A 25,640-nucleotide genomic window follows, 5' to 3' on the forward strand; every position below is an offset into this window, starting at 1 on the left:
CGACACAGGATTCCTTCCCCCATGATCCGCTTCGAGAACGTCACCCGGAAGTACCGCTCCCAGGTCAAACCTGCCCTGGAGGACATCTCCGTGGAGTTCAACCGCGGGGACTTCGTGTTCCTCATCGGGGCCTCCGGCTCCGGGAAGTCCACCTTGCTGCGGATGATCCTGCGCGAGGGCCTGCCCCAGCGCGGCAAGGTCACTGTGGCCGGCCAGAACCTGGTGCTCATGGTGGAGCGCCGGGTGCCGCTCTACCGGCGGTCCATCGGCATGGTCTTCCAGGACTTCCGCCTGCTGCCGGATAAGACGGTATACGAGAACGTGGCCTTTGCCATGCGGGTCATCGGAGCACCGCGCACCTCCATCAAGAAGCAGGTGATGAAGACACTGGAGCGGGTTGCCCTGGACCATCTGGCCCGCCGCTATCCGCATGAGATCTCCGGCGGTGAGCAGCAGCGGGCCGCCATCGCCCGGGCTATTGTCAACAAACCCGCCATTGTGCTGGCCGATGAACCCACCGGAAACCTGGACCCCGCCGCATCCGAGGAGGTCATGAAGATCCTGCGCTGGATCAACGCCTCAGGCACCACGGTGGTGATGGCCACCCACGACCGGGCCATCGTAGATGTCATGGGCCGCCGGGTGGTCCAGCTGCACCACGGGCGGCTGGTCCGCGATGAGCCAGCCGGTTCCTACGACCCGCCGGAGGGCTCTGAGGCCTGGGAGCTGCTGTCCGCTGAGCAGGAGAACACCGGCCTGCGCGCTTCCGACCCCATGCCCATGCTCACCGAAGCACTGCCTGTCCTCGGTGAAGGCCGAGAGCGCGCCACAGCGCGCGCCGCCATCCCATCCACCGCAGAAACCCCCGAGGAGGCCACCGACTCACCTGGTAATCCGGTGACGGCGCAGACTCCGGATGAGACAACCAGCCCGGTGCTGCGGCGTCGTGAGTACCAGGTCAGCTTTCCTGAAGACGATGCTGATGCTGAGCCTGACGCGCCCCGGACCGATATCAAGCCCAGCGACCTTCCCGACTTCGACGAGGAGGGAGAGCTGCGATGAGCCAACTGATGTACCAGCTGGGCGAGACGTTCAGCTCTCTGCGCAAGAACGTGGCCATGGTGGCCTCAGTGGTGCTGGTGACCTTCATCTCGCTGAGCTTCGTGGGCACCGCGGCGCTGATGCAGCTGCAGGTCAACCAGATGACCGAGGACTTCTACGACCGTCTGGAGATCTCCGTGTTCCTGTGTACGGAGAACTCCGCGGAGGCCGCCTGCCCCACCGGGGCGGTGACTGATGCCCAGCGGGAGAACATTGAGGAGATGCTCACCACTGGGGCAGCCAGCCAGTATGTGGAATCTTTCCGGTATGAGTCCCAGGAGGAGGCCCTGGAGAACTTCCAGGCCGCCCGGGAGGACAGCGTGCGGGCAGAGCAGGTCACCGCCGAGGATATGCCGGAGTCCTTCCGGCTGCTGCTGGTGGACCCGCAGGACTTCCTGCTGGTCAACGAGCTCTTCGCCGGCGTTGCCGGGGTGGAGAATGTGGCCGACCAGCAGGAGGTGCTCGACCAGGTCTTCGGCATCCTCAACGGCCTGACCGTGGTGGCGCTGATCATCGCGGCGGTGATGATCCTATGCACAGTGCTGCTGGTCTCCACCACCATCCGGCTCTCGGCCTTCAGCAGGCGCCGGGAGACCTCCATCATGCGCATGGTGGGGGCCTCGAAGTCGATGATCCGCACCCCATTCATCTTTGAGGGAATCATCGCGGCGGCTCTCGGCGCACTGCTGGCCTGCCTGGCCACCTGGGTGGTGGCCGAGTTCCTCATGGGCCAGTGGCTGGCCCAGCAGGTCACCGGCATTATGTTCATCTCCGCAGCCGACTCCTGGATCGTGATGCCGGCACTGCTGCTGGTGGCTGTGCTGCTGGCTGGGCTGTCCTCCTGGCTCACCGTCCGCAAGTACCTGCGGGTGTGAGGATTGATGCCTGAGCTGGTGATTGACGTGACCGGTATAGTGGTTCCTTGCGCTTTGCGCGATTCTCAGCGAAGGAGGTGATCACATGGGCAAGCACAGCTCAACGCCCAAGAAGAAGAGCGGCAAGAACGAACGCGACCCCAAGAACCATGTGGTCGCGCTCAACCGTCGCGCCCGGCACGACTACACCATCTCAGACACCTATGAGGCTGGACTGGTGCTCACCGGCACCGAGGTGAAGTCCCTGCGCGAGGGCCAGACCTCCCTGGTGGACGGCTTCGCCGCTTTCGACAACCGCGGCGAGCTCTGGCTGGAGCAGGTGCACATCCCGGAATACCTCAACGGCACCTGGACCAACCACGCCACCCGGCGTAAGCGTAAGCTGCTGCTGCACGGCAAGGAGCTGATCAAGATCTCCCGGCAGGTAGAGGATCCAGGCAAGACCATTGTGCCGCTGCGCCTGTACTTCAAGGACGGGCGGGCCAAGGTGGAGATCGGCATCGCCACCGGCAAGCGGGAGTACGATAAGCGTCAGACCCTGCGCGAGAAGCAGGACAACCGCGAGGCCCAGCGTGCCATGCGCATCCGCAACCGCCAATCCGCTTGAGGTGTCGACTCAGCCGATGATGCCAGCGATATAGCCCACGAACACCAGGATCACCACTACGGCGATCAGTACCCCGATGATCCCCAGGATCAGCTTGTTATTGGGCGGGCTCGACGGCGCCGGTGCTGGGGGAGTGGCAGTGGCCGAGTTGGACTCCGGCGGTGTCTGGCCGGGTTCCAGGTCAGCAGCACTGCGCATACCCGGGTTCTCCGCCGGGTCGGAACTCACATCCGGATCTGGGATCTGCTCCGGGTCCGGGTCCAGATTGGGGTTCCGTGCTGTCTCGTCGCGGCCGTAGCGGTCCTCGCTCGGTGCGGCCGCTGCGGCCTCCTCAGGATTCTCCCGCGGAGCCGGCTTCGGGTTCTGGTTCGGGTGGGTGGTCATGTCGGTTCACCTCGTATTCTCAATAGACACTGTGCTTCGTCCATGACCAGAGTTGTGGTGCAACTCCTTGTCACACTCTAAACACCCAAAACTCCAGGTCAGCCCACTGGAACCTCCACATACCTTGGGAACTTCCATGTCGAGAGCAGGGTCCGATTCCCGCTAGACAAGGGTCTGAGGCCAGGGTGAAATGGTCATATGGACATTGAAGACGCCTTTGCGGAGCGCTACCGTGCAGTACAGTCACGAGACCGCCGCTTCGACGGCCAGTTCTTCACCGCGGTCTCATCCACCGGCATCTACTGCCGGCCCTCCTGCCCGGCCATCACACCGAAACCGGCTAATGTGCAGTTCTTCACCACCTCAGCTGCAGCTCACGAGGCCGGCTACCGAGCATGCAAGCGCTGTCTGCCAGAAGCATCACCGGGAAGTCCGGAATGGGACCTTCGTCAGGACCTAGCCGGTCGAGCTATGCGCTTGATCCGCGAAGGGGTGCTCAACCACGGCAGCGTTGAGGACCTGAGCAGCAGGCTTGGCTACAGCAGCCGGCACCTCCACCGCACTCTGCTCGCTGAGCTCGGAGCAGGTCCAGTGGCCCTTGCCCGGGCGCACCGGGCACAGATCGCACGGAACCTTTTGGTCAGTACGGATCTGAGACTCGTTGATGTAGCGTTCTCTGCTGGCTTCGGCTCCGTGCGTCAGTTCAACGACACTATTCGGCAGATCTACGCCGCCACCCCTACCGAAGTACGACAACGAGTCGGCGGCAACCGCTTGGCTGAAGATGCCGAGGACTCCAGGCTGTGCCTGAACCTGATGCTTCCGGTCCGGCAGCCCTTCGACGCAGAAGGGGTGTTCACCTTCCTCGCTGAGCGTGCGCTGCCCGGTGTGGAGGCCGCCCGGCTGCAGAACGATGAGCTCCGCTATGCCCGCACACTGCGCCTGCCCCACGGGTCAGGAGCAGTGGAGGTGACTGCAGTTCGCAAAGGGAGCGGATGGAAGCTCTCGATGAGGTGTGAGGTGGGCTCTTTGGCCGATGTCGGCGTCGTACTGGCACGCGTGCGCCGCATGTTCGATCTGGATGCCGACCCGGCGGCGGTAGATTCCGTGCTCGGGGAAGATCCGGTGCTCGGACCACTGGTGCATCAGGTGCCCGGTGTGCGCCTGGTAGGTACAGCAGAAGCGCAGGAGTATGTGATCCGGGCGGTGGTGGGCCAGCAGATCTCGGTGAAGGCCGCACGAACACAGCTGAGCCGGTTGGTTCAGCAGCTCGGCACCCCGGTGGAGTCCACCTTCGAGGGGCTGGAGACACTGTTCCCCAGTCCGGAGGAAATCCTTGCCGGCGTGCCGGTGCCGCCGGAGGCCGGGGAGCTGAACCCGGAGCGTCCGCTGCGGCTGGCCAGGCGGCAGATCCGCACCGTGCGGGCCGCTGCACAGGCGATCACCGAAGGCTCACTGGTCATCCACCCCGGTGTCCATCCCGAGCAGATGCGTGCCCAACTGCTCCAGCTGCCCGGGATCGGGAAGTGGACAGCTGCCTACCTGGCTCTGCGGGTGCTGGGTCATCCGGATGACTGGATGACCGGCGACGTCGCCCTGGTGGCAGGTGCCCGCAGGCTCGGCCTGCTCAGTGATGCGGTCAGCCCGGCGACCACCCACCGCCGTCTGGAACAGCTGGCCGCGAGATGGGCGCCCTGGCGCTCTTACGCTGCGATGCACCTGTGGCGTGCCGCAGCAGGCTAACGTGGTCCCGGGGGTCGCGCCGCGGCAACAGAAACGACCTACACCTCATGTCGGGACCCAGAAGCCTCCGGGCTATCTGTCGCATCTGCGCTATGTTTTTTGTATGGCGAGAATGTTGACTTTCGATCCGAAGCGGATGACTGAGCGGCAGTGGGAGCAGATCCGTCAGACCTTCGAGCAGGCTGCTTCTGAGGGCGAGGTCGTCTCTGTCGCTTCGTTCGCTGATGAACTGAGTCCCAACGAGGTAGCTGAGCTGTTGATGATGTCCCGGGCCTCAGTGATGAAGCTGATCCGTTCCGGCCAACTGCAGGCACGGAAAGTTGGCTCACACTACCGCATCCCAGCCCGGGAAGCCGAGCGGTGCCGCGATGAGATGATGGCTGCGATGGCCCACGGGGTCGCCGACGATATTCGGGATGAGCTGGGGCTCGACTGAGTTGTGATCCCGGTCTTCCTCGACGCTAACGAGCTCTCCCGCCCTACCACCCGGATGCTGCTGCTGGCAGGATCCGCACTATGCGGAGTCGTTACCGTTGTGGAGCGCTCATGTCGAGGCCGAAGCTGATAGAGCTGTCGCCTGCCGCAACCATAAAGAGCGGAAGACCATCATGCTTCCTTCGGCGGTCCGGCAACGCTATATGCCTGAGTTTGCGCTCTCAGCACGAGGGCAGGACCCTGAGCGGTTCACCCGCACATAGGGCGCTGATAAACAAGTCCTGGCCGATGCCCAGGCAGCTGGGGTGCGGTTTCTGATTACCGAGGACGTGGATGATTTCGACCCCAGGGACTTGGATGCCGCTGGGGCCAGCGCGGTGACTGCTGACCTGTTCATGAGCCACCAGTGGACTGAGGACGCCTACCGCAACGGCATCGAACTACTTGCCACCACCGCCAAGAGCACACCGGAACGCATTCATCAGGCGCTCGAACGGCTGCACCCGCACCTGACTACAGCCTTCGACGATCTCTACCCCGAGATCACCCCCGATGCGCTCGCGCATGCAGCTCCCGCGGTGGAATACCGCGGTCGTCACCGCCTCCCACCTGCCTCGCACTGAAAGTCCCTTCAGGGCTTGGAACAGAATGCCGACCGGCCCCTCACCGTCGATCCTGGTCTTGCTGAAGTGTCTGCATCGTTCGCACTTTCCGTCTTTACGACGTAGATACGTTTGCCCAACCTTGGAGGTTATGTCGGTACCATCACCGACTCAAATCACACGCCTATCTACCGATTCCCCCAGAGAACGTCCTGGTCGAGGAGATTACGGACCCGCGTGCTAGGTTTTTGGCTGTCTTTCCCGGTTGAGCAGGCTGGTTTTGATCTCCAGCCCGTAGCGGAATCCGCCGAGGCTGCCGTCGGTGCGGATGACCCGATGGCAGGGCACAAACAACGCTGCGGCGTTCTGTGCACAGGCCCCGGCGGCCGCGCGGATTGCAGCCGGACTTCCGGTGCGCCGAGCGTACTCTGCGTAGGACACTGGCTGCCCCGGCTTCACCTGGCGCAGCACCTCCCAGGCGCGTTCGCGGTAGGGGCCAGAGCGCTGCCGGACCGGAATTTCCGCCACAGCACCGTGCTTGCCCGAGTAATAGGCCTGAACAGCCTGGACCGCCCGGTTGATCAGGGCGTCGCTTCGCTCACTCTCCTCGGCAGGTCCGGAATAAGTCCCCGATGTGGCTTGCACAGATTCTGAAGAAGCTGAACGGGCCCCTGGGGCCAGGGGCCCTCCGGTCTGCGGTTGGCTCAAGCGGGTGGCGTCGTACTCTGCCTGGTTGCGCAGCTGGGGGTGGATGAGGGCACGGAGGGAGGCGTGGTCCTCCGTCCAGCCGGAGGCGAGGACATGCTGTGCATCGACAATGATGGTGAACGGCCCGTCGGGCGTAGCAACAGTGGTGTGCATACCCCTATTCCACCGTGACAGCACTCCCGCGTCTAGCGGAAAACGGACGTCGACTCGATTCCGAGCCGATGCGCCACAGAAGCGAAAGATACCCTGACAATAAGGCAGTGCCTCTTTGCACTAAAACGTTGACGCTCTAGGACAGCTGCCCTAATCTTGTTGTAGGACAGTCGTCCTATCGAGGAGGTGAGATTGATGCCGACAGCAACTCGGCAGCGGATTATCGAAGCAGCTGATGATCTGTTCTACCGTCGAGGCTTCGATCACACATCCTTTGCCGACATAGCTGGAGAGGTGCACATCTCTCGTGGGAACTTCTATCACCACTTCAGGACCAAAGATGAGATTCTTGCCGCAGTGATCGAGGCTCGACAGGCGTCTACCCGAGCCATGATCCGGTTATGGGAGGATCAGGAGCCCACTCCTGAGGGGCGCATTCGATGCTTCATCCGGATCGTCATCACCAACGGAGCACTGATCGAGCGCTATGGGTGTCCGGTGGGGACTCTGACCAGTGAGCTGGCGAAGCTCGATCACCCCTGCATGGAGCAGGCGCGATCGGTGTTCAGCGTTTTCCGTGACTGGCTCACGGAGCAGTTCACCGCCCTTGGGCACAAGGACCAGGCAGATGAGCTTGCCATGCGCGTTCTTGCGTTCAGCCAGGGTGTGGCAACTCTGCACAACGCCTTCGGTGACGAGGCTTTCGTCCAACGTGAGGTGGGCAGCATGGAGCAGTGGCTCAGCACCTACAGCGAACACCTGAAGAGAAAGGAACCTTAATGTTCTTGGTCCTGCTCCGCTTCGGAGAGAACAAACACACTGCATCTGATCACCTCGCCGGGCACAATGCCTGGATCGATCAGGGCTTCGCAGATGGTGTATTCCTGTTGGTGGGCAGCATTCAGCAGGCCTCCGGTGGAGCGGTTCTCGCAGCAGGTGTCTCACGCGAAGAATTGGAACACCGAGTGGATAATGACCCATTCGTTGCAGAGGGTGTGGTGACTGCTGAGATTGTCGAGATTGAGCCGGGGCGGGCAGATGATCGGCTCAGCTTCCTCTTATCAGGTCAGGGGTAGAGAGGGTGGCAGAAGCGATCGTGTTTGCCCCTGATGGTTTGCCGCGGTGCCCGTGGAGCGCGGGCGCACCGGAGTTCCTGGACTACCACGACACCGAATGGGGCTTCCCCGTTGGAGAGGATCAGCGCCTCTTCGAGAAACTGTGCCTGGAGAGTTTCCAGTCTGGACTGAGCTGGCGCACCATCCTGGTCAAGCGGGAGAACTTCCGGGCTGCGTTCCATGGTTTCGACGTGGCGAGGATGGCGCGGATGACTGAGGAGGACGTCGCCCGGCTCCTGCAGGACGCAGGCATCATCCGGCACCGCGGCAAGATCGAGGCGGTGATCAATAACGCCCGGCGCGGCGAGGAACTGATCGACCATGAAGGTTCACTGGCGGCCTTCGCCTGGTCCTACGAGCCCCGCCCCGAGGAGCTGAGTGAGCCGCAGACTGTCTCCACCTCTCCGGCATCGGTGGCGATGTCCAAGGAGCTGAAGAAGCGCGGCTGGAAGTTCGTCGGTCCCACCACTGTCTTCGCCTTCATGCAGGCCATGGGGCTGATCAACGACCACGTTCACGACTGCATCAGTCGGACAGCGGCAGAGCGGGCCCGCGAGGAGTTTCAGCGCCCCTGACTTTTGTTCGAGTGGAGCGAGCGTAGCTGCGGCAAGGCCGTCTGTACCTGGTGTAAGCATCGCCCTGTCACCTACATCCTGACATCAAGCCAGGCGCCGCCCCGGGGCGGCGCATTCTGCGGAAGGCTGGTCCAGCTGGAGCCCAAAAGCTCGTTTTGGACGCATTTTTGGAACAAGCCTCATCGGGTGGAGAAGGCACAAAAAAGCCCGAGTAGGCGAACCTACCCGGGCAATTTGTGGAGACGGCGGGAATTGAACCCGCGTCCGATCTGGATTCACATGGACTTCTACGTGTGTAGTCCGCTGGGCGTGTTACTCGGTCCCAGGTGTCTCACGGACAAGCACCTGACGGACCCAGCCGCATTAATTGTCGAGAGTCCTTCCTGCGGCAAGAAGAGCTCTCCAGTGGCCATCTAGCTGATGCCAGTCACTGAGCCGATGGCGTACTCAGGCTGACAGACTCGCGGTCGCTGTATTTCAGGCAGCGAGGGCGAAGTCAGTGCGCTTAGATTCGGCACTTATTGGGTTGCGCAAGGGGTATTAACGTGGTCACTTGGCGTCCACGACACGCTTCCCCACGATCACCTCAGATCGTCGAAACCGATCGTCCCCGTATGGAGTTGTCAAACTCTTCTCCCCGCCAAAGCGGGTGTGTCAGTCTATCTCAACGACGCCGAGGTCCCAAATCATTCCCCCGTACTCCGTGGTTACCCGACCGTTGTTTCATCATGTGCTGGATATCCGGTTGCTCGTGCAACAAAGGCTGGGTTGATTCGTCGGCTGTGAGTGGCTAGGACAGGCGGCTGGCCATGGGGTGGGCATACCAAAGCAGCCTGCCGTCATACTGCCAGCGCCCAGCCGAGGGCGAGGCCGCCGGCAGCCGCGGTGATGCCGAAGCCGCAGTGCAGCCCCCACAGCCCCAGCGCAGCCCAGCGCCGCCTGTGGGTCCATAGCTGCGCGGCCCGCAGCGACACTGTGGCGAAGGTGCTCAGGGCACCGACCAGGCCGAAGGCCAGCAGGCCCACCGTCCAAGGCTCCCAGGCGCTGGTGCCGCCGTAGGCGAACCCCGAAGAGACTGTCACACGGCCGCCGGCAGAAGCAGCGGCAGCCATCGCAGCCGCGGCCCCGATCAGCACCCCCAGCAGCAGGCAGCCCAGCGTATTAGCGATCAGGACACCGGCCCGCAGATATTTATCCAGCAGGAAACGTGACGCTGCCCCGGCGGCTCCGCCCAGGGCCACAGCGGCAATAACTCCAACTGACAGCTCAACACTCACCGGTGGTCGCCTCCCGTGTGCTGACAGTCCATGGCCGTGCATCCGAACACTGCACGGCCCAGGGTGATGCCCGCTGCTGCAGCCGCAGTGCAGAACAGCATGGAGATCACCAGGTAGGCTCCGACCTCCCACATTTCCGGGGGCACTACCAGAGTGGAGGTCACCTGTGCGAAAAGATCGCGCTGTTGCGCGGCAGCGCCGGCCAGAATTACCGCGGAGAACGTGGTGAAAGACCCTAGGAATCCGGTGCCCAGCACTGGTACGGTCCATTGCGGCAGTCGCTGCCAGGCGTGTGTCGCACCTACCAACGTGCCCAGGGCGCCGGAACCGGCTAAGTTGATCACCAGGGTCACCCAGGGGAAGCGCATGTACTGCTCATCAGAGAGCTCCACCAGCAGCAGGCGGAGCACCGCCCCGCAGGCCCCGGCCGCCGCCACCCAGAGCACCAGCACAGGCAGGGAGGGGCCGAAACTCGGGCTGGACCGCTGCGCGGCGTTCTCCTCCGTGGTAGGCACAGGAAACAGGATAGGCCGTGTTTCAGCCGGCAGAGACGCTGACGCGCACAGCATGGGTGACTTCATGCGGCAGTGAGACCGAACCGCGCCCAGTCCCGGGGGAGAGCACCACATCGCCCTTGCTGCTGGTGAGGATCTTGGCCTGAAGCCCGATGGGCAGCTGCTCCTGGGCCAGGGTGTGCAAGGCTTGGGGGACGGCGTCGTCCACCTGCTCCACCCGGACTGAGGTCTCCTCCGGCGCCCGGCACAGCAGCATAGTCTCCGGGTAGCTCATGCTCAGGTCTGGGGCAGGGATGGGGTCCCCATGCGGATCAGTCTCGGGATGGCCGAGTTTGGTGTCCAGCCGCTGGATGAAGGTCTCGGAGACCGAATGTTCTAATCGTTCGGCCTCCTCATGCACCTCGTCCCAGGAGTAGCCCAGCTCGCGGACCAACCAGGTCTCGATCAGCCGGTGCCGGCGCACCATCGCCAGGGCCAGCTGGCGCCCCTGCTCAGTCAGCCGGATCGGCGCATAGGGCTTGTGCTCCACCAGCCCCTGCTCAGCCATCTTGCGAATCATCAGGCTCACCGAAGGGTTGGAGACGCCCAGAGCCTTGGCCAGCGCACTGGCGGTGACATCAGTGCTCTCCCACTCGGCCAGGCCGTAGATGGTCTTGGCGTAGTCCTCCACACTGGTGGTGGCGCCCGCCGCCGTTCCGATAGTGGAACGACCCTGGTCTGATGTGCGTGGCATAGCGCTGATTCTACTTGGGGTCCTTTAGGCGTGAAGGCCGGCGCCGCTGTAGCCGGCCGAGAGGCGAGCGGGGTTTCCCCGTCGCCGGGACCAGCTCCAGGCGTGAAGGCCGGCGCTTCACTGGGGTGTCCGGCCGAGAGGCGAGCGGGACACGTGCCCGTCACCGGGACCAGCGCTGACAGCACGACGCCGCCCGCCCCGCCAGAGTCTCGGAAGCAGCCCGCGTCTGGGGGAGAGCAGATAGGCGAGCAGGAACTGGGCCGAAGCTGCCAGCACGATCGACCCGCCAGTGGAGATGTCCAGCCAGTAGCTGGCATAGACTCCGGCCACAGCGGCGATGGCGCCCACTGCCGAGGAGACTGCCAGCATCGCTCCGAAGCTGCGCACCAGCAGGAACGCGGTGGCTCCCGGGATCACCAGGATGGCGACCACCAGGATCACCCCGAGCGTCTGCAGGGCGGTGATCGTGGTCAGTGCCAGCAGCATCAGCAGCACCGTGGTGAGCAGGCCCACCGGCAGCCCGATCGCCTGGGCATAGATCCGGTCGAAGGCCACCAGGGTGAAGTCGCGCCGCTTGACCAGCAGCACCGCAGCGGTGATCGTGCCCAGTGCGGCCACCTGGTAGAGATCCGCGCGAGAGGTGCCCAGGACATTGCCGAACAGGATGTGCTGCAGATGCGTCTGAGTGGTCACCGTGGACATCAGCACCAGGCCAAGGGCGAACAGCGAGGTGAACACCACCCCGATGCTGGTGTCACGCTTCAGGGTAGTGGTCTGGCCGAGCGCACCGATGAGTGCTACCGCCGCCATGCCGAAGATGAAGGCGCCTATGCCCAGTGGGATGCCGAGGATGAACGCCAGCACCACACCGGGCAGGATCGAATTCGCCACGGCCTCGCCCATCAGCGACCAGCCCATCAGCACCAGCCAGGCCGAGAGCATCCCGCAGATCGCCGCCGAGATCACGGCAACGGCCAGGGCGTTCTGCATGAACGGGTACTGCAGCGGGGTCAGCACAAGGTCGAGCAGGCCGGTAGTGATCATTGCGGTGTTGGTCATTTCAGTGCCTCCCCGAAGGCCTGGGCCAGCTGCTCATCGGTGAGCACCTCTGCAGGGGACCCGGCGGCGAGCACCTTGCGGTGCAGCAGCACCACCTGATCGGCCAGCTGGTGGACACCCTCCAGATGATGGGTAGAGATCAGCACGGTGGTCCCGGCGGCGCGCAACTGGTGCAGCACCTGGGTGATCAGCGCCTCGCTGCTGCGGTCGACACCGGCGAACGGTTCGTCCAGCAGCATCAGCGGTGCGTTCTGGGCCAGCGCCCTGGCCACAAATGCCCGCTTGCGCTGCCCTCCGGACAGCTCGCCGATGGCGCGCTTGCGATAGGCTGTCAGCTGAGTCTGCTCCAGGGCGCGATCCACCGCCTCTCGGTCGGACCGCCGCGGAATCCGGACAAAACCCATATGCGGGTACCGACCCATCATCACCACCTGCTCCACGGTGATCGGGAAGGTAGTGTCCACCTGCTCGTGCTGCGGCACATAGGAGACCAGGTTGCGGCGTCGTGCCTGGGCGGACTCGGCGCCGAAGATCCGCACCGAGCCGCTGTTGGCCGACACCAGGCCCAGCAGTGCGGAGAACAGGGTGGACTTACCGGATCCGTTGGCGCCCAGCAGAGCGGTTATCTGGCCCGGCTCCAGGGCCAGGCTGACCTCCTCCAGAGCGGTGACGCCGGGGTAGCCGGCGGTGAGATTTTCAACGACGACGGGGCCGTTCTTGGCGCCTGAAGCCCTATTCATAGCTGCTCAGAATCGTGTTGATCGTGTACTCCAGCAGGTCGAGGTGAGTCCCTGCGGGGCCGTCGGGCTCGGTGAGTGAGTCCACGTAGAGCGGCCCGGCGCGTTCGGCACCGGTGGTCTCCGCCACCTGAGCCTGGGCGGCGTCGTTGACCGTTGACTCGCAGAAGACAGTCTCCACGTTGTTCTCCTGGACGAACTGGATCTGCGCCTCCACCTGCTGCGGAGTGCCCTCGTTCTCCGCGTTGAGCGGCCAGAGGTAGTGTTCGGTGAGACCCAGGTCCTCAGCCAGGTAGCCGAAGGCCCCTTCGCAGGTGACCAGTACCGGGTCCTCCAGCGCAGCGGCGCGCTGCTGGGCGTCGGTCAGCAGCGTCTCCAGCTCGGCGCGGTAGTCCTCTGCCTGTTCGGCGAAGTAGTCGGCGTCCTCGGGGGAGAGCTCGGCCAGGGCGGCCTCGATATTGTCAACATAGGTCAGCGACTGCGTCGGGGAGATCCAGCCGTGTGGGTCAATGGGCAGATCCTCATCCTCGCCCGGATCGTCGGGATGGCCAGGCAGCCGGGTGATGGGCCGGGCGTCGATGCTCTGCGAGGCGATAGCCACCGGGGCGTCCGAATGGGCGATGAACTGGCCGAACCACGCCTCCAGCCAGTATCCGTTTTCGATGATCAGGTCGGCGTCGGTCGCGGCCTGTACGTCGGAGGGGGTGGGATCGTATTCGTGGACCTCGGCTGCGATGGGAGTGATGGAGCGGACCTCGATGCGATCGCCGCCGATCTCCTCGGTGATGTCAGCCAGCACGGAGAAGGTGGTGACCACCAGCGGGAGGCTCTCGGCGTCGTCGTGCTCCTCACCGGTGGGGGAGCAGGCGGTTAGGACCAGTGGGAGGGTGAGCGCCACTGCTGTCATGTGTTTAGGCATACCTACACTCTAGAGTTAGGTGTGGCTAAAAGTCCAGCGTAGGCTCATCCGGCACCGGCTCAAGTGCGGTGAGCGCAGGCTCGTGAAGCAGGCCGTTGGTGGCCAGCGCATTGGGACCGGTGCAGCCGGGATCATTGTCCAAGGAGGTGAACTGGCCGCCGGCCTCGGTGACAATCGGCACCAGGGCGGCCATATCGTAGAGCTCCAGCTCGGGCTCGGCGGCGATGTCCACCGCCCCTTCGGCCACCAAGCAGTAGGACCAGAAGTCGCCATAGGCGCGGGTGCGCCACACCTGTTCAGTGAGCCCCAGGAACTGCTCCGTCCGGCCCAGGTCTCGCCAGCCCTCCAGTGATGAGTAGCTGAAACTTGCGTCGGCCAGCTGGCTGACCTTGGAGACGGTCAGCTGCTTGGCTGCGCTCAGCGATTTGCCGGTGTAGGCCCCACCGTCCTTGGCCGCCCACCAGCGCCGGCCCAAGGCTGGGGCTGAGACCAGACCTACCACCGGCTCACCGTGGTCGATCAGGGCGATCAGGGTGGCCCAGACAGGCACGCCGCGGATGAAGTTCTTGGTCCCGTCGATCGGGTCCAGCACCCAGCGGCGTGGACCGGATCCGGATTCGCCGAACTCCTCGCCGTAGACCGCGTCCCGGCCCCGCGCGCGGGAGAGCTGGGAGCGGATGAGCTGCTCGGCCTCCCGGTCGGCCACTGTCACTGGGGTGAGGTCCGGCTTGGTCTCGACCTCGAAGTCCATCAGGGTGAAATGCTGCATGGTCTTAGCGTCGACCGAGTTGGCGATCATATGTGCCAGGCGCAGGTCTTCGGTGTAGGGGCTGGAGGCAAGGCTCATGCGCTCAGCCTACGCCGAGGGAGCTGAAGCCGGGCCCACCACACCGTTGAGTGCATGATCTGAGCAGCAGTTCGGCCTCAGAATCGGTGGAGATGCTGCACAACTCACGCACTCAGGGAGCCGAGGCGTTTTTCGGGGCCGCTGTCCTGCCCGCCGGTCAGCGAGGTCAGCAGCCTGCGCAGGCTGGCCAGTCTGGCCGGACCGTGTTCGCCCGCATTCCCGGCAGCCACATAGGCGTCCAACGCGCAGCCGCCCTCGGGGGATTCATGCAGGCAGCCCGGCTCGCAGGCGGCAGAGCCCTCCACCAGGTCCTCGAAGGCGGCCAGCACATCATCGGGGTGCACATGGGCCAGCCCGAAGCTGCGGACCCCAGGAGTATCAATCACCCAGGACGACGCCGCCACCTCCGGCCCCAGCCCCTGGCCGGGCTCCAGATTCAGCGCCACAGCCGAGGAGGAGGTGTGCCGGCCCCGTCCGGTGACCGCGTTGACCCCGCCGGTGGCCCGGTCGGCACCTGTGAGCGCATTGACCATGGTGGATTTGCCCACCCCGGAGTGCCCGATCAGCGCGGTGACATGCCCGACCAGCAGCTCGCGCAGCTGCGCCACCGCGGCGGGGGAAAGCACCGCCCCGTCCTCGCGGCTGGAGATGACCGTGGTCAGGCCCAGCTCGCTGTAGTGGGAGACAAGCCCCGCCGGGTCGGCCGGGTCATCGGCAAGATCGGCTTTGGTGATCAGCAGGATCGGTTCGATCCCGGCGTCGAAGGCGGCGACCAGGGCACGGTCGATGAACCCGGTGCGCGGCTCAGGATCGGCCGAGGCCACCACGACCAACAGCTGGTCGGCATTGGCCACGACTATTCGTTCTGCCTCATCGGTGTCATCGGCAGAGCGCCGCAGCAGTGTGGCTCGCTCCTCGATCAGCACCAGGCGAGCCAGGGAACCTCCGGCTCCTGAGGTGTCGCCCACCAGCCGGACCAGGTCTCCGGGGGCCACCGGGGTGCGCCGCAGAGCTTTGGCCCGCATGGCGGTGACCACACGCGCCGGCTGCTGATCGACCATCGCGCAGGTGTAGCGGCCGCGGTCCACCTGGACGACTCGGGCCAGTTGAGCCTCCGAGTAGTCGGGGGTCTCCTTGGTGCGCGGCCGGGAGCCCTTCTTATTGGGCCGGACACGCACCCTGGATTCGTCCCAGGAGTCCCATTTGCTCATTGGCTCACCAGGCTGGCCCAACGATGGGGGAAATCCGGCATGGTCTTCGCCGTGCAGCCGATATCCTCCACCGTGACACCTTCCACGGCCAGGCCCAGCACTGCGCCGAAGGTTGCCATCCGATGGTCTGCATAGCTGCGTACCACGGCGCCGCGGGTGATGGGGGAGAGGATGCGGAAACCGTCGTCAGTCTCCTCCGCCTTACCGCCGAGCCTGCGGATCTCTGTCACCAGGGCAGCAATCCGGTCGGTTTCGTGGCCTCGCAGGTGACCCACTGAGGTGAACTTGCTCTCCTCAGCGCAGAGCGCCGCCAGGGCGGCGACGGTGGGGGTCAGCTCCGCGGTGCCGTCGACGACGCCGGGGGAGACTAGGCGACTGGGTCCGCGCACGCTCAGCGTGGCTGTGCTCTCCGAGACCGGGGACAGCTCCACCTGGCAGCCGAAGTCGGCCAGCAGCTGGGTCCACCGCCGTCCGATCTGCGTGGACCCCAGGGGCCAGCCCGGCATGGTGACCTCGCCGCCGGTGACCGCCGCAGCGCACAGGAAGGGCCCCGCGTTCGAAAGGTCCGGCTCCACCCGAGCGGTGAACGGTGCGATCGGACCCGGCTCCACCCGCCAGGTGTACTGAGCCGGCGAACTCACCTGCACGCCCAGACCATCGAGCACACTCAGCGTCATCTCCACATGCTCCAGGGAGGGCACCTGGGCTCCTGAATGGCGCAGGGTCAGCCCCTCAGGCATGCGTGGAGCCGCCAACAGCAGCCCGGAGACGAACTGACTGGTGGCCGAGGCGTCAATGGTGACGTCACCCCCGGTGATTTCGGCGGGGGAGTGACCAGTAGAGGAGTGGACGGTGAACGGCAGAAAGCCCGGTGCGCCGTCGTCGCCGATCTGCACCCCGAGTGCACGCAACCCCTCCAGGACCGCGGTCATCGGCCGCAGCTTGGCTTCCGGGTCGCCGTCGAAGTGCACTGTGCGTGCGGTCAATGCGGCCACTGCGGGCAGGAACCGCATCACGGTCCCAGCCAGACCGCAGTCGATGCTCACCGGATCCGCTCCGGTGCCCGGAGCGGAGAGTGGGATCGGCGTGATGCGCACCGCTGCTTCTCCGCTGTCACCCCAGTCGGTGATGCGCTCCACTTGCGCACCGAGAGCCTCCAGAGCGGTGAGCATCAGTCGCGAGTCCCTGGAAACCAGGGGGTTGACGACTACGCTGGGGCCCTCAGCCAGGGCGGCCAGGAGCAGATACCGATTGGTCAGCGACTTCGAGGCCGGCACTCTGACTTCGCCGCGCACAGAAGACCCCGGGTGCGGGGCGTTCCACCCACCACCCGGGGCCACGGCAGTCACTGGAGCAGTCAGGAGACCTTGTCCTTGACCTTCTCCGCCTCAGCAGCGGCAGCCTTCACAGCCTTCTTGGCCTGCTTCTCCGCCTTCTTGAAGTTCTTCTTGGCGTCCTTCTCCCAGGCACGCAGGGTCTTGGCCGCGTCGTCACCGAGATCCTCGGCCCACTTAGCGGTCTTCTCGCCGAACTTGGTGCCCTTCTTCTTGGCCTGCTTAGACAGGTGCTCAGCCCGCCAGCTCAGCGAGGGCTTGCCAGCCAGATCCACCACCGCCAGACCGAGCCCGCCCAGGATGGAGACGTTCTTCACCAGGGTCTTACGCTGGGCGATCTCATCACCGGGGTTCTCCAGCGGTGCAGAGCGGAACTCGGCATAGGAGTTCAGCTTGTGCACGCCCACCAGGGTGAAGGCGGCCAGCCGGGGGAACTTGCCGATGGCCAGGGCTGCGCCTGCGGTCACCTGCACACCGCCCAGCACCTGAGCGGTCAGCTTGGGCTTGGCGGCCAGCTGCTCGGCCTGCGGAACCAAGCTGGCCAGCTCATCCAGCGCGGGAGAGAGCTCCTGAGCGGCCTCATCGGGGTTGCGCAGTGTCTCCACACCGCCGTAGATGAAGTGTGCACCCAGCAGCGGTCGGGCGATCTTGCGGATCAGAGTCATGCTTACTCCTCCTTGGGGCGGGAATCCCGCGCGGAAAAACGCTTGTCCGGTACTAACTTATCAAGTGAGGGGCGAGTGGGACAGGAATGCTGGAGCAGACGGCGTCGTTACTATCTGACATGAGCACGGCGACACTGACCCGACCCGCAACATCTGCGTGGATGGGCGTAGACTCAGGTGTGATGAGTGAGCGCCCTGCATCTGCTTCCACCCTGTCCGAGGACCTCGACGTCGCTGAGGAGACCGAGGCGGCACGGCGGACCCGTTTTGAACGGGACGCCCTGCAGTACGTGGACCAGCTGTATTCGGCGGCGATGCGGATGACCCGCAACCCGCAGGATGCTGAGGACCTGGTCCAGGAGGCCTACACCAAGGCCTATTCGGCCTTCCACCAGTACAAGCCCGGCACAAACCTGAAGGCCTGGCTGTACAGGATCCTGACCAACACTTACATCAATATCTACCGCAAGAGGCAGCGGCAGCCTCAGCAGGCCAATACCGACACGGTGGAGGACTGGCAGATGGCTCAGGCTGCTGAGCACACCAGTTCGGGGCTGCGCTCCGCAGAGGCGGAGGCGCTGGACCACCTGCCGGACAATGATGTGAAGGAAGCTCTGCAGCAGATTCCGGAGGAGTTCCGGCTGGCGGTGTACTTCTCTGATGTGGAGGGCTTCGCCTACAAGGAGATCGCCGAGATTCTCAACATCCCGATCGGCACCGTGATGTCCCGGCTGCACCGCGGGCGCAAGCTGCTGCGCGGGCTGCTGGCCGACTATGCGCGGGAACGCGGCTTCAACCGGGGGGAGAAGAACTGAGCCCATGGGCACAGAGAACTGCAAGGACTGTGAGACCACCGCTGAGGCCGCTGAGCGTCTGGAGCGGATCTACGAATACCTCGACGGGGTGCTGACCCGTAAGGACATCACCGAGGTGCAGCAGCATCTCACTGACTGCCCGGAGTGCGCCTCCGACTATGACCTGGAGTGCGTGATCCGTTCGGTGGTGAAGCGCTCCTGCACCGAGCAGGCGCCGGAGATGCTGAAGGTGACGATCATCGAGCGGATCAGTCAGATTAAGCTCGACGCCCGCCACTGAGTTTCTCCAGCGGCGAGGTGTGCCACGAGGTGCCCCGCACAACTGCTGCGCGGTGGCACAGATCCCTGACTGACTTCAGGTTCCATCCCGGTCCACGCCCTGATTTACCCGGCCGTTGTTTCAGCAAACGGCGGTGCGGGACGGCGGATGAAACACAGCCTGGGTAAATAGCCGCTGAAAGCGAGAAACCCCGCCAGATTCACCTGGCGGGGCCCCGCTAATGCTTATCTGCGCTTCAGGCGTTGGGCCGCTTGCCGTGATTGGCGCTGTTCTTGCGGCGAGCCTTGCGCTTACGTCCACGCTTTCCCATAGTGAACTCCTTTCGTCGACAACTCGGCCCAGTTTACAGGACCGAGCAGCTTAGGGCGTCGCCTGCTCCACGTCCAGCCACTCAAACCAGCCGCGGTGCAGCACCAGCCAGGCGATCAGTCCGAAGGCTGCCTGACCCGGCTGCCCCTCATTGGCCGTGAGATCCTCACGCCACTGGGCATGGTCAGCCAGTGGGGTGAAGGCATCCACATAGGGGTGCCCGCGGCGTTCAGCCACATCCTGGTAGGCGCGGTTGAGCTCCGCAACCCGTCGGTTGTGCTCAGAGTCCAGGCCGGGCACCGGCCCCACCACAAAACAGCGAATGCCCTGCTGGGAGGCCCGGTCCAGGATATTGGCCAGGTTCAGCCGGGCTCGGGCCGACGACGCGGTCCGCAGATCGGAATCGTTCAGCGCCACCAGCAGGTGCCGTTCGGCTGAATCCTCACCGGCCACCGGTCCGAAGCGGGGGGAAGCCTCGGCCTCCCAGCGTTTGGACAGTGCTTCCACACCCTCACCGGGCACAGCCAGCACATGGGGTTGCAGGTGCAGACCCTCCAGAGGTGTCTTGGAGAGCACCCGGCCCAGCCAGCCCAGGGCGCGCGGATCCCCGGCAGGGGTGAGCAGCTCATCGCCCACGGCCACCAGCCGTATCCGCCGCGTTTCGTGAATGTCACTCATACGCAGACACCATACCTTCCGGATGAGGCGCAAGCGTAGTGGTGCGCCGACTTCAGGTGTGAAGGCCGGCGCCGCTGCAGCCGGTTGGGAACCGCGAGGTTCGGGACCCGTGCAGCCGGAACGGCTGTGCGGGCCACCTCGTGGCGAGGCGAGCGGGGTTTTCCCTCCGCCGGGACCAGCTTCAGGTGTGAAGGCCGGCGCCGCTGCAGCCGGCCGAGAGGCGAGCGGGGTTTTCCCGCCGCCGGGACCAGCTTCAGGTGTGAAGGCCGGTAAAGCCTTGCCCGCCGCTGGAGGGCCCCTGACGTCTGGGACCCGTGCAGCACCGCACAGTAGGTGAGAGGTTGATCGGCCACGCCTTAGCTCAGATGCGGGTACGCCTGGCCGAGCAGAGTCTCCAGCTCCTGGGCGTGGCGCTTGGCTTGGCCGACCGAGGTGGCCGCCGAGGCGGACCGGGCCACCAGGGAGAAGTCCTGCTTCAGCAGCGGGGCGAAGTTCAGCCCGAAGAACGGCCAGGGGCCCTGGTTCTCCGGCTCGTCCTGGGCGTAGACGAACTCTTCGGCTTTGCTGTACTTGTCCAGTTCGGCCTGTAGAGTCTCCACCGGCATCGGATAGAGCTGCTCCAGGCGCACGATGGCGGTGGTCTCATCCTTCTGCTTGGCCCGGGTGGCCGCCAGGTCGTAGTACAGCCGGCCGGAGACCACCAGCACCCGCTTGACCTTGGCCGGGTCCGCCTCGTTATCCGGAATGACCTCCTGGAAGGTGCCGGTGGTGAAAGCCTCCACGCTGTTGGCGGCAGCCTTCAGGCGCAGCAGCTGCTTGGGGCTGAACACGATCAGCGGACGCCGTGGCCGGGCCACGGCCTGCCGGCGCAGCAGGTGGAAGTAGTTGGCACCGGTAGAGGGCATCACCACCGTCATATTGTCCTCGGCGCACAGCTGCAAGAAGCGTTCGGGACGTCCGGAGGAGTGGTCTGGGCCCTGGCCCTCGTAGCCGTGGGGCAGCAGCATCACCAGGGATGAGCGCTGGCCCCACTTCTGCTCTGCGGTGGCGATGAACTCATCGATGATGATCTGGCCGCCGTTGACGAAGTCGCCGAACTGAGCCTCCCAGAGCACCAGCGAGTTGGGGTTCTCCACGGAGTACCCGTAATCGAAGCCCAATGCCGCGTACTCGGAGAGCAGCGAGTCGTAGATGAAGAACCGTCCCTGACCGTCGGTGAGGTTCTTCAGCGGGTACCATTCATCACCGTTGGCCCGGTCGTGGAAGACCGCGTGACGCTGCACGAAGGTGCCGCGGCGGGAGTCCTGACCGGCCATCCGCACTTCGATGCCCTCCATGAGCAGGGAGCCGAAGGCTGCGATCTCCGCGAAGCCCCAGTCGATGCCGCCCTCGCGCGCCATCTTGGCCCGCTTCTCCAGCAGTGACTTGAGCTTGGGGTGCGCGGTGAAACCCTCGGGGATATTGGTGTGCACCTCACCGATATGAGCCAGATCCTGCTCACTGATGGCTGTGTCATCAGCGGCCCGGGCCGGTGTTTCGTCCTCCTCCTGGGAAGCGGTGGGAGCCACATCCTCGCTGGAGGCGCCCCCACCGGACTCCACGGTGGAGACCGGCTGGGTCTGGGCGGCGTGGGTCTCGGTGAACACTCGCTCCAACCGCTGCCGGTAGTCCACCAAGGCCTGATCGGCCTCTTCCTGAGTGATGTCGCCGCGTCCTACCAAGGCCTCGGTGTAGAGCCGCCGGGTGGTGCGCTTGGCCTCCACCAGGTTGTACATCTTCGGCTGGGTCATCGAGGGGTCGTCACCCTCGTTGTGGCCGCGGCGGCGGTAACAGACCAGATCGATGACCACATCCTTGTTGAACCGCTGCCGGTACTGGAAGGCCAGCTGGGCCACTCGGGCCACAGACTCCGGGTCATCAGCATTGACGTGGAAGACCGGCGCCTGGATGGCTTTGGCCATATCGGTGCAGTAGGTCATCGAGCGCCCTGAGCTGGGTGCAGTGGTGAAGCCCACCTGATTGTTGACCACCACATGCACGGTGCCGCCAGTGCGATAGCCGCGCAGCTGAGACATGTTCAGCGTCTCGGCCACCACGCCCTGGCCGGCGAAGGCGGCATCGCCGTGGATCAGCAGCGGCATCACCGAGAAGCTGTCCAGGTTGTCTGAGCCCTTGTCCAGCCGGTCCTGCATGGCGCGGACCACGCCCTCGAGCACCGGGTTGACTGCCTCCAGGTGGGAGGGATTGGCCGCCAGGTACACCTTGGTGGTGTTGCCCTTGTCCGAGGTGAACTGGCCACGGGTGCCCAGATGGTACTTCACATCGCCGGAACCGGTTCCCTTGTCCCGGCCCTCGAACTCCCGGAATACCTGAGCGTAGGTCTTACCGGCGATATTGGTCAGCACGTTGAGCCGGCCGCGGTGGGCCATGCCGATGGCCACCTCGTCCAGCCCGGCGTCAGCCGCACCGGAAAGGATGGTGTCCAGCAGCGGGATCAGGGACTCGCCGCCTTCCAGGGAGAACCGCTTCTGTCCGACGAACTTAGTCTGCAGGAAGGTCTCGAAAGCCTCGGCAGAGTTCAGCCGCCCCAGGATCCGGAACTGCTCGTCCCTGCTGGGCTTGGAGTAGGGGTGCTCGTTCTCCTCCTGGAACCAGGCCCGCTCATCCGGAGACTGGATGTGCATGTACTCGATGCCGGTGTTGCGGCAGTAGGTATCGCGCAGCACCCCCAGGATCCGGCGCAGCGGCAGGGACTCGGCTCCGCCGAATCCGCCGGTGGGCCACTCCCGGTCCAGGTCCCACAGGGTCAGCCCGTGGTTCTCAATGTCCAGATCGGGGTGGGAGCGCATCTTGTACTCCAGCGGGTCCACGCTGGCCATCAGGTGCCCACGCACCCGGTAGGCGTGGATCAGCTGCTGGATCCGGGCCACCTTGTTGATCTGCTCCTCAGGGTTCACCTGAATATCAGCGGACCAGTGGATCGGCTGGTAGGGGATGCGCAGCGCCTCGAAGATCTCCTCGTAGAAGCTGTCCCTGCCCAGCAGCAGTTCGTGAATGGTCTTGAGGAACTCGCCGGACCCGGCACCTTGGATGACCCGGTGGTCATAGGTGGAGGTCAGGGTGATGACCTTGGAGACGGCCAGGTTGTTCAGGGTCTTCTCGGAAGCCCCCTGGAACTCCGCCGGGTAGTCCAGTGCGCCCACGCCCACAATGACTGCCTGACCCTTGGAGAGCCGCGGCACCGAGTGCACGGTGCCGATCCCGCCCGGGTTGGTCAGGCTCACCGTGGTCCCGGCATAGTCACCCGGGGTGAGCTTATTGTCCCGGGCCCGTTTGACCAGATCGTCATAGGCGGCCCACCATTCGGTGAAGCTGAGCTCCTCAGCGCCCTTGATATTGGGCACGATCAGCGCACGGGTTCCGTCCGGGCGGGGCATATCGATGGCCAGGCCGAAGTTCACATGGGCCGGCTGGATGGCAGAGGGTTTGCCGTCGATCACGTCATAGGTGACGTTCATCGAGGGATGTTCGCGCAGCGCCTTGAGCATGGCGAAGCCCACCAGGTGGGTGAAGGAGACCTTGCCGCCGCGGGTGCGCTTGAGGTGGTTGTTGATCACCGTGCGGTTGTCGATCAGCAGCTTGGCCGGCACCGCGCGTACTGTGGTGGCGGTGGGAACCTCAAGAGAGGCATCCATATTGGCGGCAATCGCCTTGGAGATGCCCTTCAGCGGGGTGCGCTTGTCCTCTTTCTCCTTCCCGGAGTCCTCAGCAGCCTCAGGCCTCACCGGCTCTGAGGGGATCGGCTGGGTGGGGTCGGCCTTCCGGGTGGCCGGCTGGCTGGGCGCCTGCCGCTTCTCTGAGCTGGGCTTCTGTGAGGACTTGGGCTCAGCCGGCTTGGCAGTCGCTGGAGTGGTCTCCTCCTTGGGACGGGTCTCGTTGGCGGCAGAGGGAGTGGAGTCTACGTTCTCCCGGGGAGCGGTCTTGCCAGAGGCGGCCGGGGCGGCGTCGTCGTCGTTCTTTGTCCCGTTCTTCTCAGCCTGCGCAGCCTTCTCTGCAGCCCCGTTGGAGGACTCGGACTCCAGGCGACGGAAGATATCCGCCCATTTGCGGTCCACGGCACCCGGATCCTGACGATATTTGTCATATATGTCCGCCACCAGCCATTCATTGCCGGGAAACTCTTCCGCAAGACGGCTGGACGTTAGCTCTGGCACTGTGGATACGCCTCTTCCATGTGATCTTGTTGCCTTCGCACTGCATTGTGCATCAGTGGATCATTCGCCTCCAGCATAGTGACTTTCCGGTACTAGTTGCCACCGTCCGCGGTATCGTGTCTGTGATGCATCTACTCAGCGATCCCGGCTACGACCTCACCTACGCCGATGTGTTCCTGGTTCCGTCCCGGTCGCAGGCGGCCAGCCGGTTCGACGTGGACCTCTCCGCAGACGACGGCACCGGCAGCTCCACCCCGCTGGTTTCGGCGAATATGACGGCAGTGACCGGCCGGCGGATGGTGGAGACCATGGCCCGCCGCGGGGGTCTGGGCGTGCTGCCCCAGGACGTTCCCACCGAGGTGATCACCGGAGTCACCGAATGGGTCAAGTCCCGGCACCCGGTGCTGGAGACTGCGTTGAAGGTCACAGCCGATGACACGGTGCTCGATGTGCTGCACCTGTTGGACAAGCGCAGTCATGGGGCAGTCTGCGTGCTCGATGAGTCCGGGGCCCTGGCCGGTGTGGTCACCGCCGCTGATGGGGAGGGCGTGGATCGGTTCTCCTCAGTGGGCTCGGTGATGCGCATGCCCCAGGTGCAGTTCACCGCCGAAGAACTTTTTGGAGACGAGACCCGATCGAGCCGAGCGATGACCGGAGCGCCCCTGCTGTCAGGGACCGGCTCGGAGTCTTCTGAGGCGATTGAAGGCGGTGAGCGCGGCGGTGCGAACGACGCCGTGGGCTCGGCTAGTGCCCTCGAGCCCGCCTTCGCTGCCATGGAGGCAGCTGGAACCGACTATGCCCCGGTGACCTCATCCTCCGGGGAACTGCTGGGTGTGCTGACCCGTGCAGGGGCTCTGCGGTCCACCATCTATACCCCCAACCTGGATGCTTCCGGGCGGCTCAAAGTGGCTGCCGCGGTGGGCATCAACGGCAACGTCCGGGCCAAGGCACAGGCCCTGCTGGAAGCTGGGGTGGACGTACTGGTGGTCGACACCGCCCACGGGCACCAGGAGAAGATGCTGCAGGCACTGGCCGAGGTGCGTGCTGCGGTGGCCTCCACCCAACTGGTGGTGCCCGTGGTGGCCGGCAACGTGGTCACCGCCGATGGCACCCGGGAGCTTGCCGAGGCTGGGGCGGACATTGTGAAGGTCGGAGTGGGCCCGGGAGCCATGTGCACCACCCGGATGATGACCGCGGTGGGCCGACCGCAGTTCTCCGCAGTGCTGGAGTGTGCTGCAGCGGCTCGTGAAATCGGTGCTCATGTCTGGGCCGATGGTGGAGTGCGCTACCCCCGGGATATCGCCCTGGCACTGGCCGCCGGAGCCTCCCAGGTGATGATCGGCTCCTGGTTCGCCGGGACCTACGAGTCACCTGGCGACCTGCTCACCGCCGCCGATGGGCGCCGTTACAAGGAGAGCTACGGCATGGCCTCGGCCCGTGCGGTACAGCACCGCACGGCTGCGGAGTCCGCCTTCACCCGGGCGCGGAAGGCCATGTTCGAGGAGGGCATCTCCACCTCCACGATGTTCCTGGACCCGGACCGGCCCGGGGTGGAAGACCTCATGGACTCCATCACCGCCGGGGTGCGCTCATCCTTCACCTATGCCGGGGCCCGCACCCAGGCCGAGTTCCGGCAGCGCGCCGTGGCCGGAGTCCAGTCCGCCTCCGGCTATGAGGAGGGGAAACCCTTGCCCTCCTCATGGCTCTAGGTGGTCAGGCCGCTGCGAGCCGGCCACGTCAGGCAGCGGG

27 protein-coding genes and 1 other RNA gene are annotated in these 25,640 nt (G+C 64.8%); 12 read left to right on the forward strand and 16 right to left on the reverse strand.

Going from position 1 to position 25,640, the window contains the following annotated elements:
- Positions 1–21: 21 nt before the first annotated feature.
- The 3 genes from ftsE (at position 22) to smpB (ending at position 2,583) form a co-directional block, all read left to right on the forward strand.
- Positions 22–1,062, forward strand: coding sequence for a cell division ATP-binding protein FtsE (gene ftsE, locus F0311_RS16630; RefSeq protein ID WP_150463075.1), 1,041 nt, complete (start codon positions 22–24; stop codon positions 1,060–1,062).
- Positions 1,059–1,976, forward strand: coding sequence for a permease-like cell division protein FtsX (ftsX, locus tag F0311_RS16635; RefSeq protein WP_150463076.1), 918 nt, complete (start codon positions 1,059–1,061; stop codon positions 1,974–1,976). Before ftsE ends, ftsX begins: the two co-directional genes overlap by 4 nt.
- An 85-nt stretch (positions 1,977–2,061) precedes the next feature.
- Positions 2,062–2,583, forward strand: coding sequence for an SsrA-binding protein SmpB (gene smpB, locus F0311_RS16640; RefSeq protein WP_150463077.1), 522 nt, complete (start codon positions 2,062–2,064; stop codon positions 2,581–2,583).
- A 9-nt stretch (positions 2,584–2,592) separates the two neighbouring features.
- Here smpB and F0311_RS16645 read toward each other — a convergent pair whose 3' ends face one another.
- Positions 2,593–2,967, reverse strand: coding sequence for a DUF6480 family protein (locus F0311_RS16645; protein WP_150463078.1), 375 nt, complete (start codon positions 2,965–2,967; stop codon positions 2,593–2,595).
- A 198-nt stretch (positions 2,968–3,165) separates the two neighbouring features.
- On the opposite strand from F0311_RS16645, the gene F0311_RS16650 reads away from it, so the two are divergent.
- From F0311_RS16650 to F0311_RS16660, 3 genes are all read left to right on the forward strand, one after another.
- Positions 3,166–4,710 carry an AlkA N-terminal domain-containing protein gene (locus F0311_RS16650; protein ID WP_150463079.1) on the forward strand — a complete coding sequence of 515 codons (1,545 nt, stop codon included), beginning with the start codon at positions 3,166–3,168 and terminating at the stop codon, positions 4,708–4,710.
- A gap of 112 nt (positions 4,711–4,822) precedes the next feature.
- Positions 4,823–5,146, forward strand: coding sequence for a helix-turn-helix domain-containing protein (locus F0311_RS18210; protein WP_191089998.1), 324 nt, complete (start codon positions 4,823–4,825; stop codon positions 5,144–5,146).
- A gap of 304 nt (positions 5,147–5,450) precedes the next feature.
- Positions 5,451–5,768, forward strand: a complete 318-nt coding sequence (locus F0311_RS16660) for a hypothetical protein (RefSeq protein WP_150463081.1) — start codon at positions 5,451–5,453, stop codon at positions 5,766–5,768.
- Positions 5,769–5,987: 219 nt separating this feature from the next.
- Here F0311_RS16660 and F0311_RS16665 read toward each other — a convergent pair whose 3' ends face one another.
- Positions 5,988–6,608, reverse strand: coding sequence for a methylated-DNA--[protein]-cysteine S-methyltransferase (locus F0311_RS16665; RefSeq protein ID WP_150463082.1), 621 nt, complete (start codon positions 6,606–6,608; stop codon positions 5,988–5,990).
- A gap of 195 nt (positions 6,609–6,803) precedes the next feature.
- Between F0311_RS16665 and F0311_RS16670 the strand changes: the two genes are divergently transcribed.
- From F0311_RS16670 to F0311_RS16680, 3 genes are read left to right on the forward strand one after another with little or no spacing between them, the layout of a single operon-like run.
- Positions 6,804–7,388 carry a TetR/AcrR family transcriptional regulator gene (locus F0311_RS16670; RefSeq protein WP_150463083.1) on the forward strand — a complete coding sequence of 195 codons (585 nt, stop codon included), beginning with the start codon at positions 6,804–6,806 and terminating at the stop codon, positions 7,386–7,388.
- Positions 7,388–7,684 carry a YciI family protein gene (locus tag F0311_RS16675; RefSeq protein ID WP_150463084.1) on the forward strand — a complete coding sequence of 99 codons (297 nt, stop codon included), beginning with the start codon at positions 7,388–7,390 and terminating at the stop codon, positions 7,682–7,684. Before F0311_RS16670 ends, F0311_RS16675 begins: the two co-directional genes overlap by 1 nt.
- A 5-nt stretch (positions 7,685–7,689) precedes the next feature.
- Entirely contained in the window at positions 7,690–8,298 is a 609-nt protein-coding gene (locus tag F0311_RS16680) for a DNA-3-methyladenine glycosylase I (protein ID WP_317982628.1), read from the forward strand.
- Between the two features lie 234 nt (positions 8,299–8,532).
- On the opposite strand, the gene ssrA is transcribed toward F0311_RS16680, so the two are convergent.
- From ssrA to F0311_RS16735, 11 genes are all read right to left on the reverse strand, one after another.
- Positions 8,533–8,910, reverse strand: a transfer-messenger RNA (tmRNA) gene (ssrA, locus tag F0311_RS16685).
- A gap of 227 nt (positions 8,911–9,137) precedes the next feature.
- Positions 9,138–9,575 (reverse strand): CrcB family protein, encoded by a 438-nt coding sequence (locus F0311_RS16690; protein ID WP_191089999.1) that lies wholly within the window; start codon positions 9,573–9,575, stop codon positions 9,138–9,140.
- Positions 9,572–10,090, reverse strand: a complete 519-nt coding sequence (locus tag F0311_RS16695; protein WP_191090000.1) for a fluoride efflux transporter FluC — start codon at positions 10,088–10,090, stop codon at positions 9,572–9,574. Before F0311_RS16695 ends, F0311_RS16690 begins: the two co-directional genes overlap by 4 nt.
- A 22-nt stretch (positions 10,091–10,112) precedes the next feature.
- Positions 10,113–10,823, reverse strand: coding sequence for a metal-dependent transcriptional regulator (locus F0311_RS18845; RefSeq protein WP_150463087.1), 711 nt, complete (start codon positions 10,821–10,823; stop codon positions 10,113–10,115).
- A gap of 117 nt (positions 10,824–10,940) precedes the next feature.
- Entirely contained in the window at positions 10,941–11,882 is a 942-nt protein-coding gene (locus tag F0311_RS16705; RefSeq protein WP_223881441.1) for a metal ABC transporter permease, read from the reverse strand.
- Positions 11,879–12,622 carry a metal ABC transporter ATP-binding protein gene (locus F0311_RS16710; RefSeq protein WP_150463088.1) on the reverse strand — a complete coding sequence of 248 codons (744 nt, stop codon included), beginning with the start codon at positions 12,620–12,622 and terminating at the stop codon, positions 11,879–11,881. The genes F0311_RS16705 and F0311_RS16710 overlap by 4 nt, the downstream gene beginning before the upstream one ends.
- The gene (locus F0311_RS16715; protein ID WP_150463089.1) at positions 12,615–13,538 is read right to left on the reverse strand and encodes a metal ABC transporter solute-binding protein, Zn/Mn family; all 924 of its coding nucleotides are present in this window, start codon (positions 13,536–13,538) and stop codon (positions 12,615–12,617) included. Before F0311_RS16715 ends, F0311_RS16710 begins: the two co-directional genes overlap by 8 nt.
- A gap of 25 nt (positions 13,539–13,563) precedes the next feature.
- Positions 13,564–14,385: a histidinol-phosphatase gene (hisN, locus tag F0311_RS16720; RefSeq protein ID WP_150463090.1), complete on the reverse strand. Its 822-nt coding sequence runs from the start codon at positions 14,383–14,385 to the stop codon at positions 13,564–13,566.
- Between the two features lie 104 nt (positions 14,386–14,489).
- A complete protein-coding gene (gene rsgA, locus F0311_RS16725) occupies positions 14,490–15,596 on the reverse strand; it encodes a ribosome small subunit-dependent GTPase A (protein ID WP_150463091.1) in 1,107 nt (368 codons plus the stop codon).
- Positions 15,593–16,945 carry a 3-phosphoshikimate 1-carboxyvinyltransferase gene (gene aroA / locus F0311_RS16730; protein WP_223881442.1) on the reverse strand — a complete coding sequence of 451 codons (1,353 nt, stop codon included), beginning with the start codon at positions 16,943–16,945 and terminating at the stop codon, positions 15,593–15,595. Before aroA ends, rsgA begins: the two co-directional genes overlap by 4 nt.
- An 8-nt stretch (positions 16,946–16,953) precedes the next feature.
- Positions 16,954–17,595 (reverse strand): DoxX family protein, encoded by a 642-nt coding sequence (locus F0311_RS16735; RefSeq protein WP_150463092.1) that lies wholly within the window; start codon positions 17,593–17,595, stop codon positions 16,954–16,956.
- 161 nt (positions 17,596–17,756) lie between these two features.
- On the opposite strand from F0311_RS16735, the gene F0311_RS16740 reads away from it, so the two are divergent.
- On the forward strand, positions 17,757–18,410 hold the full coding sequence (locus F0311_RS16740) for a sigma-70 family RNA polymerase sigma factor (RefSeq protein ID WP_150463093.1): 654 nt from the start codon (positions 17,757–17,759) through the stop codon (positions 18,408–18,410).
- Between the two features lie 4 nt (positions 18,411–18,414).
- On the forward strand, positions 18,415–18,690 hold the full coding sequence (rsrA, locus tag F0311_RS16745) for a mycothiol system anti-sigma-R factor (RefSeq protein ID WP_150463094.1): 276 nt from the start codon (positions 18,415–18,417) through the stop codon (positions 18,688–18,690).
- A 235-nt stretch (positions 18,691–18,925) separates the two neighbouring features.
- On the opposite strand, the gene F0311_RS19165 is transcribed toward rsrA, so the two are convergent.
- The 3 genes from F0311_RS19165 to F0311_RS16755 form a co-directional block, all read right to left on the reverse strand.
- A complete protein-coding gene (locus tag F0311_RS19165; protein ID WP_373868394.1) occupies positions 18,926–19,000 on the reverse strand; it encodes a 50S ribosomal protein bL37 in 75 nt (24 codons plus the stop codon).
- Positions 19,001–19,050: 50 nt separating this feature from the next.
- On the reverse strand, positions 19,051–19,677 hold the full coding sequence (locus F0311_RS16750) for a GDSL-type esterase/lipase family protein (RefSeq protein ID WP_150463095.1): 627 nt from the start codon (positions 19,675–19,677) through the stop codon (positions 19,051–19,053).
- Positions 19,678–20,033: 356 nt separating this feature from the next.
- The gene (locus F0311_RS16755; RefSeq protein ID WP_150463096.1) at positions 20,034–23,891 is read right to left on the reverse strand and encodes a multifunctional oxoglutarate decarboxylase/oxoglutarate dehydrogenase thiamine pyrophosphate-binding subunit/dihydrolipoyllysine-residue succinyltransferase subunit; all 3,858 of its coding nucleotides are present in this window, start codon (positions 23,889–23,891) and stop codon (positions 20,034–20,036) included.
- Between the two features lie 125 nt (positions 23,892–24,016).
- Between F0311_RS16755 and F0311_RS16760 the strand changes: the two genes are divergently transcribed.
- The gene (locus tag F0311_RS16760; RefSeq protein ID WP_150463097.1) at positions 24,017–25,600 is read left to right on the forward strand and encodes a GuaB1 family IMP dehydrogenase-related protein; all 1,584 of its coding nucleotides are present in this window, start codon (positions 24,017–24,019) and stop codon (positions 25,598–25,600) included.
- Positions 25,601–25,640: the final 40 nt, after the last annotated feature.

Origin of the sequence: Nesterenkonia ebinurensis, from assembly GCF_008711175.1 — a bacterium.
GTDB classification, from domain to species: Bacteria; Actinomycetota; Actinomycetes; order Actinomycetales; family Micrococcaceae; genus Nesterenkonia; species Nesterenkonia ebinurensis.

Coding starts and splice junctions, on each gene's coding strand:
- F0311_RS16750 (WP_150463095.1), bottom strand. CDS start 19,677: ATGAGTGACATTCACGAAACGCGGCGGATACGGCTGGTGGCCGTGGGC.
- hisN (WP_150463090.1), bottom strand. CDS start 14,385: ATGAGCCTTGCCTCCAGCCCCTACACCGAAGACCTGCGCCTGGCACAT.
- F0311_RS16650 (WP_150463079.1), top strand. CDS start 3,166: ATGGACATTGAAGACGCCTTTGCGGAGCGCTACCGTGCAGTACAGTCA.
- F0311_RS16665 (WP_150463082.1), bottom strand. CDS start 6,608: ATGCACACCACTGTTGCTACGCCCGACGGGCCGTTCACCATCATTGTC.
- F0311_RS16760 (WP_150463097.1), top strand. CDS start 24,017: ATGCATCTACTCAGCGATCCCGGCTACGACCTCACCTACGCCGATGTG.
- ftsX (WP_150463076.1), top strand. CDS start 1,059: ATGAGCCAACTGATGTACCAGCTGGGCGAGACGTTCAGCTCTCTGCGC.
- rsrA (WP_150463094.1), top strand. CDS start 18,415: ATGGGCACAGAGAACTGCAAGGACTGTGAGACCACCGCTGAGGCCGCT.
- F0311_RS16645 (WP_150463078.1), bottom strand. CDS start 2,967: ATGACCACCCACCCGAACCAGAACCCGAAGCCGGCTCCGCGGGAGAAT.
- ftsE (WP_150463075.1), top strand. CDS start 22: ATGATCCGCTTCGAGAACGTCACCCGGAAGTACCGCTCCCAGGTCAAA.
- F0311_RS16675 (WP_150463084.1), top strand. CDS start 7,388: ATGTTCTTGGTCCTGCTCCGCTTCGGAGAGAACAAACACACTGCATCT.
- smpB (WP_150463077.1), top strand. CDS start 2,062: ATGGGCAAGCACAGCTCAACGCCCAAGAAGAAGAGCGGCAAGAACGAA.
- F0311_RS16715 (WP_150463089.1), bottom strand. CDS start 13,538: ATGCCTAAACACATGACAGCAGTGGCGCTCACCCTCCCACTGGTCCTA.
- F0311_RS16740 (WP_150463093.1), top strand. CDS start 17,757: ATGGGCGTAGACTCAGGTGTGATGAGTGAGCGCCCTGCATCTGCTTCC.
- F0311_RS16670 (WP_150463083.1), top strand. CDS start 6,804: ATGCCGACAGCAACTCGGCAGCGGATTATCGAAGCAGCTGATGATCTG.
- F0311_RS16710 (WP_150463088.1), bottom strand. CDS start 12,622: ATGAATAGGGCTTCAGGCGCCAAGAACGGCCCCGTCGTCGTTGAAAAT.
- F0311_RS16705 (WP_223881441.1), bottom strand. CDS start 11,882: ATGACCAACACCGCAATGATCACTACCGGCCTGCTCGACCTTGTGCTG.
- F0311_RS18845 (WP_150463087.1), bottom strand. CDS start 10,823: ATGCCACGCACATCAGACCAGGGTCGTTCCACTATCGGAACGGCGGCG.
- F0311_RS18210 (WP_191089998.1), top strand. CDS start 4,823: ATGTTGACTTTCGATCCGAAGCGGATGACTGAGCGGCAGTGGGAGCAG.
- F0311_RS16735 (WP_150463092.1), bottom strand. CDS start 17,595: ATGACTCTGATCCGCAAGATCGCCCGACCGCTGCTGGGTGCACACTTC.
- rsgA (WP_150463091.1), bottom strand. CDS start 15,596: ATGAGCAAATGGGACTCCTGGGACGAATCCAGGGTGCGTGTCCGGCCC.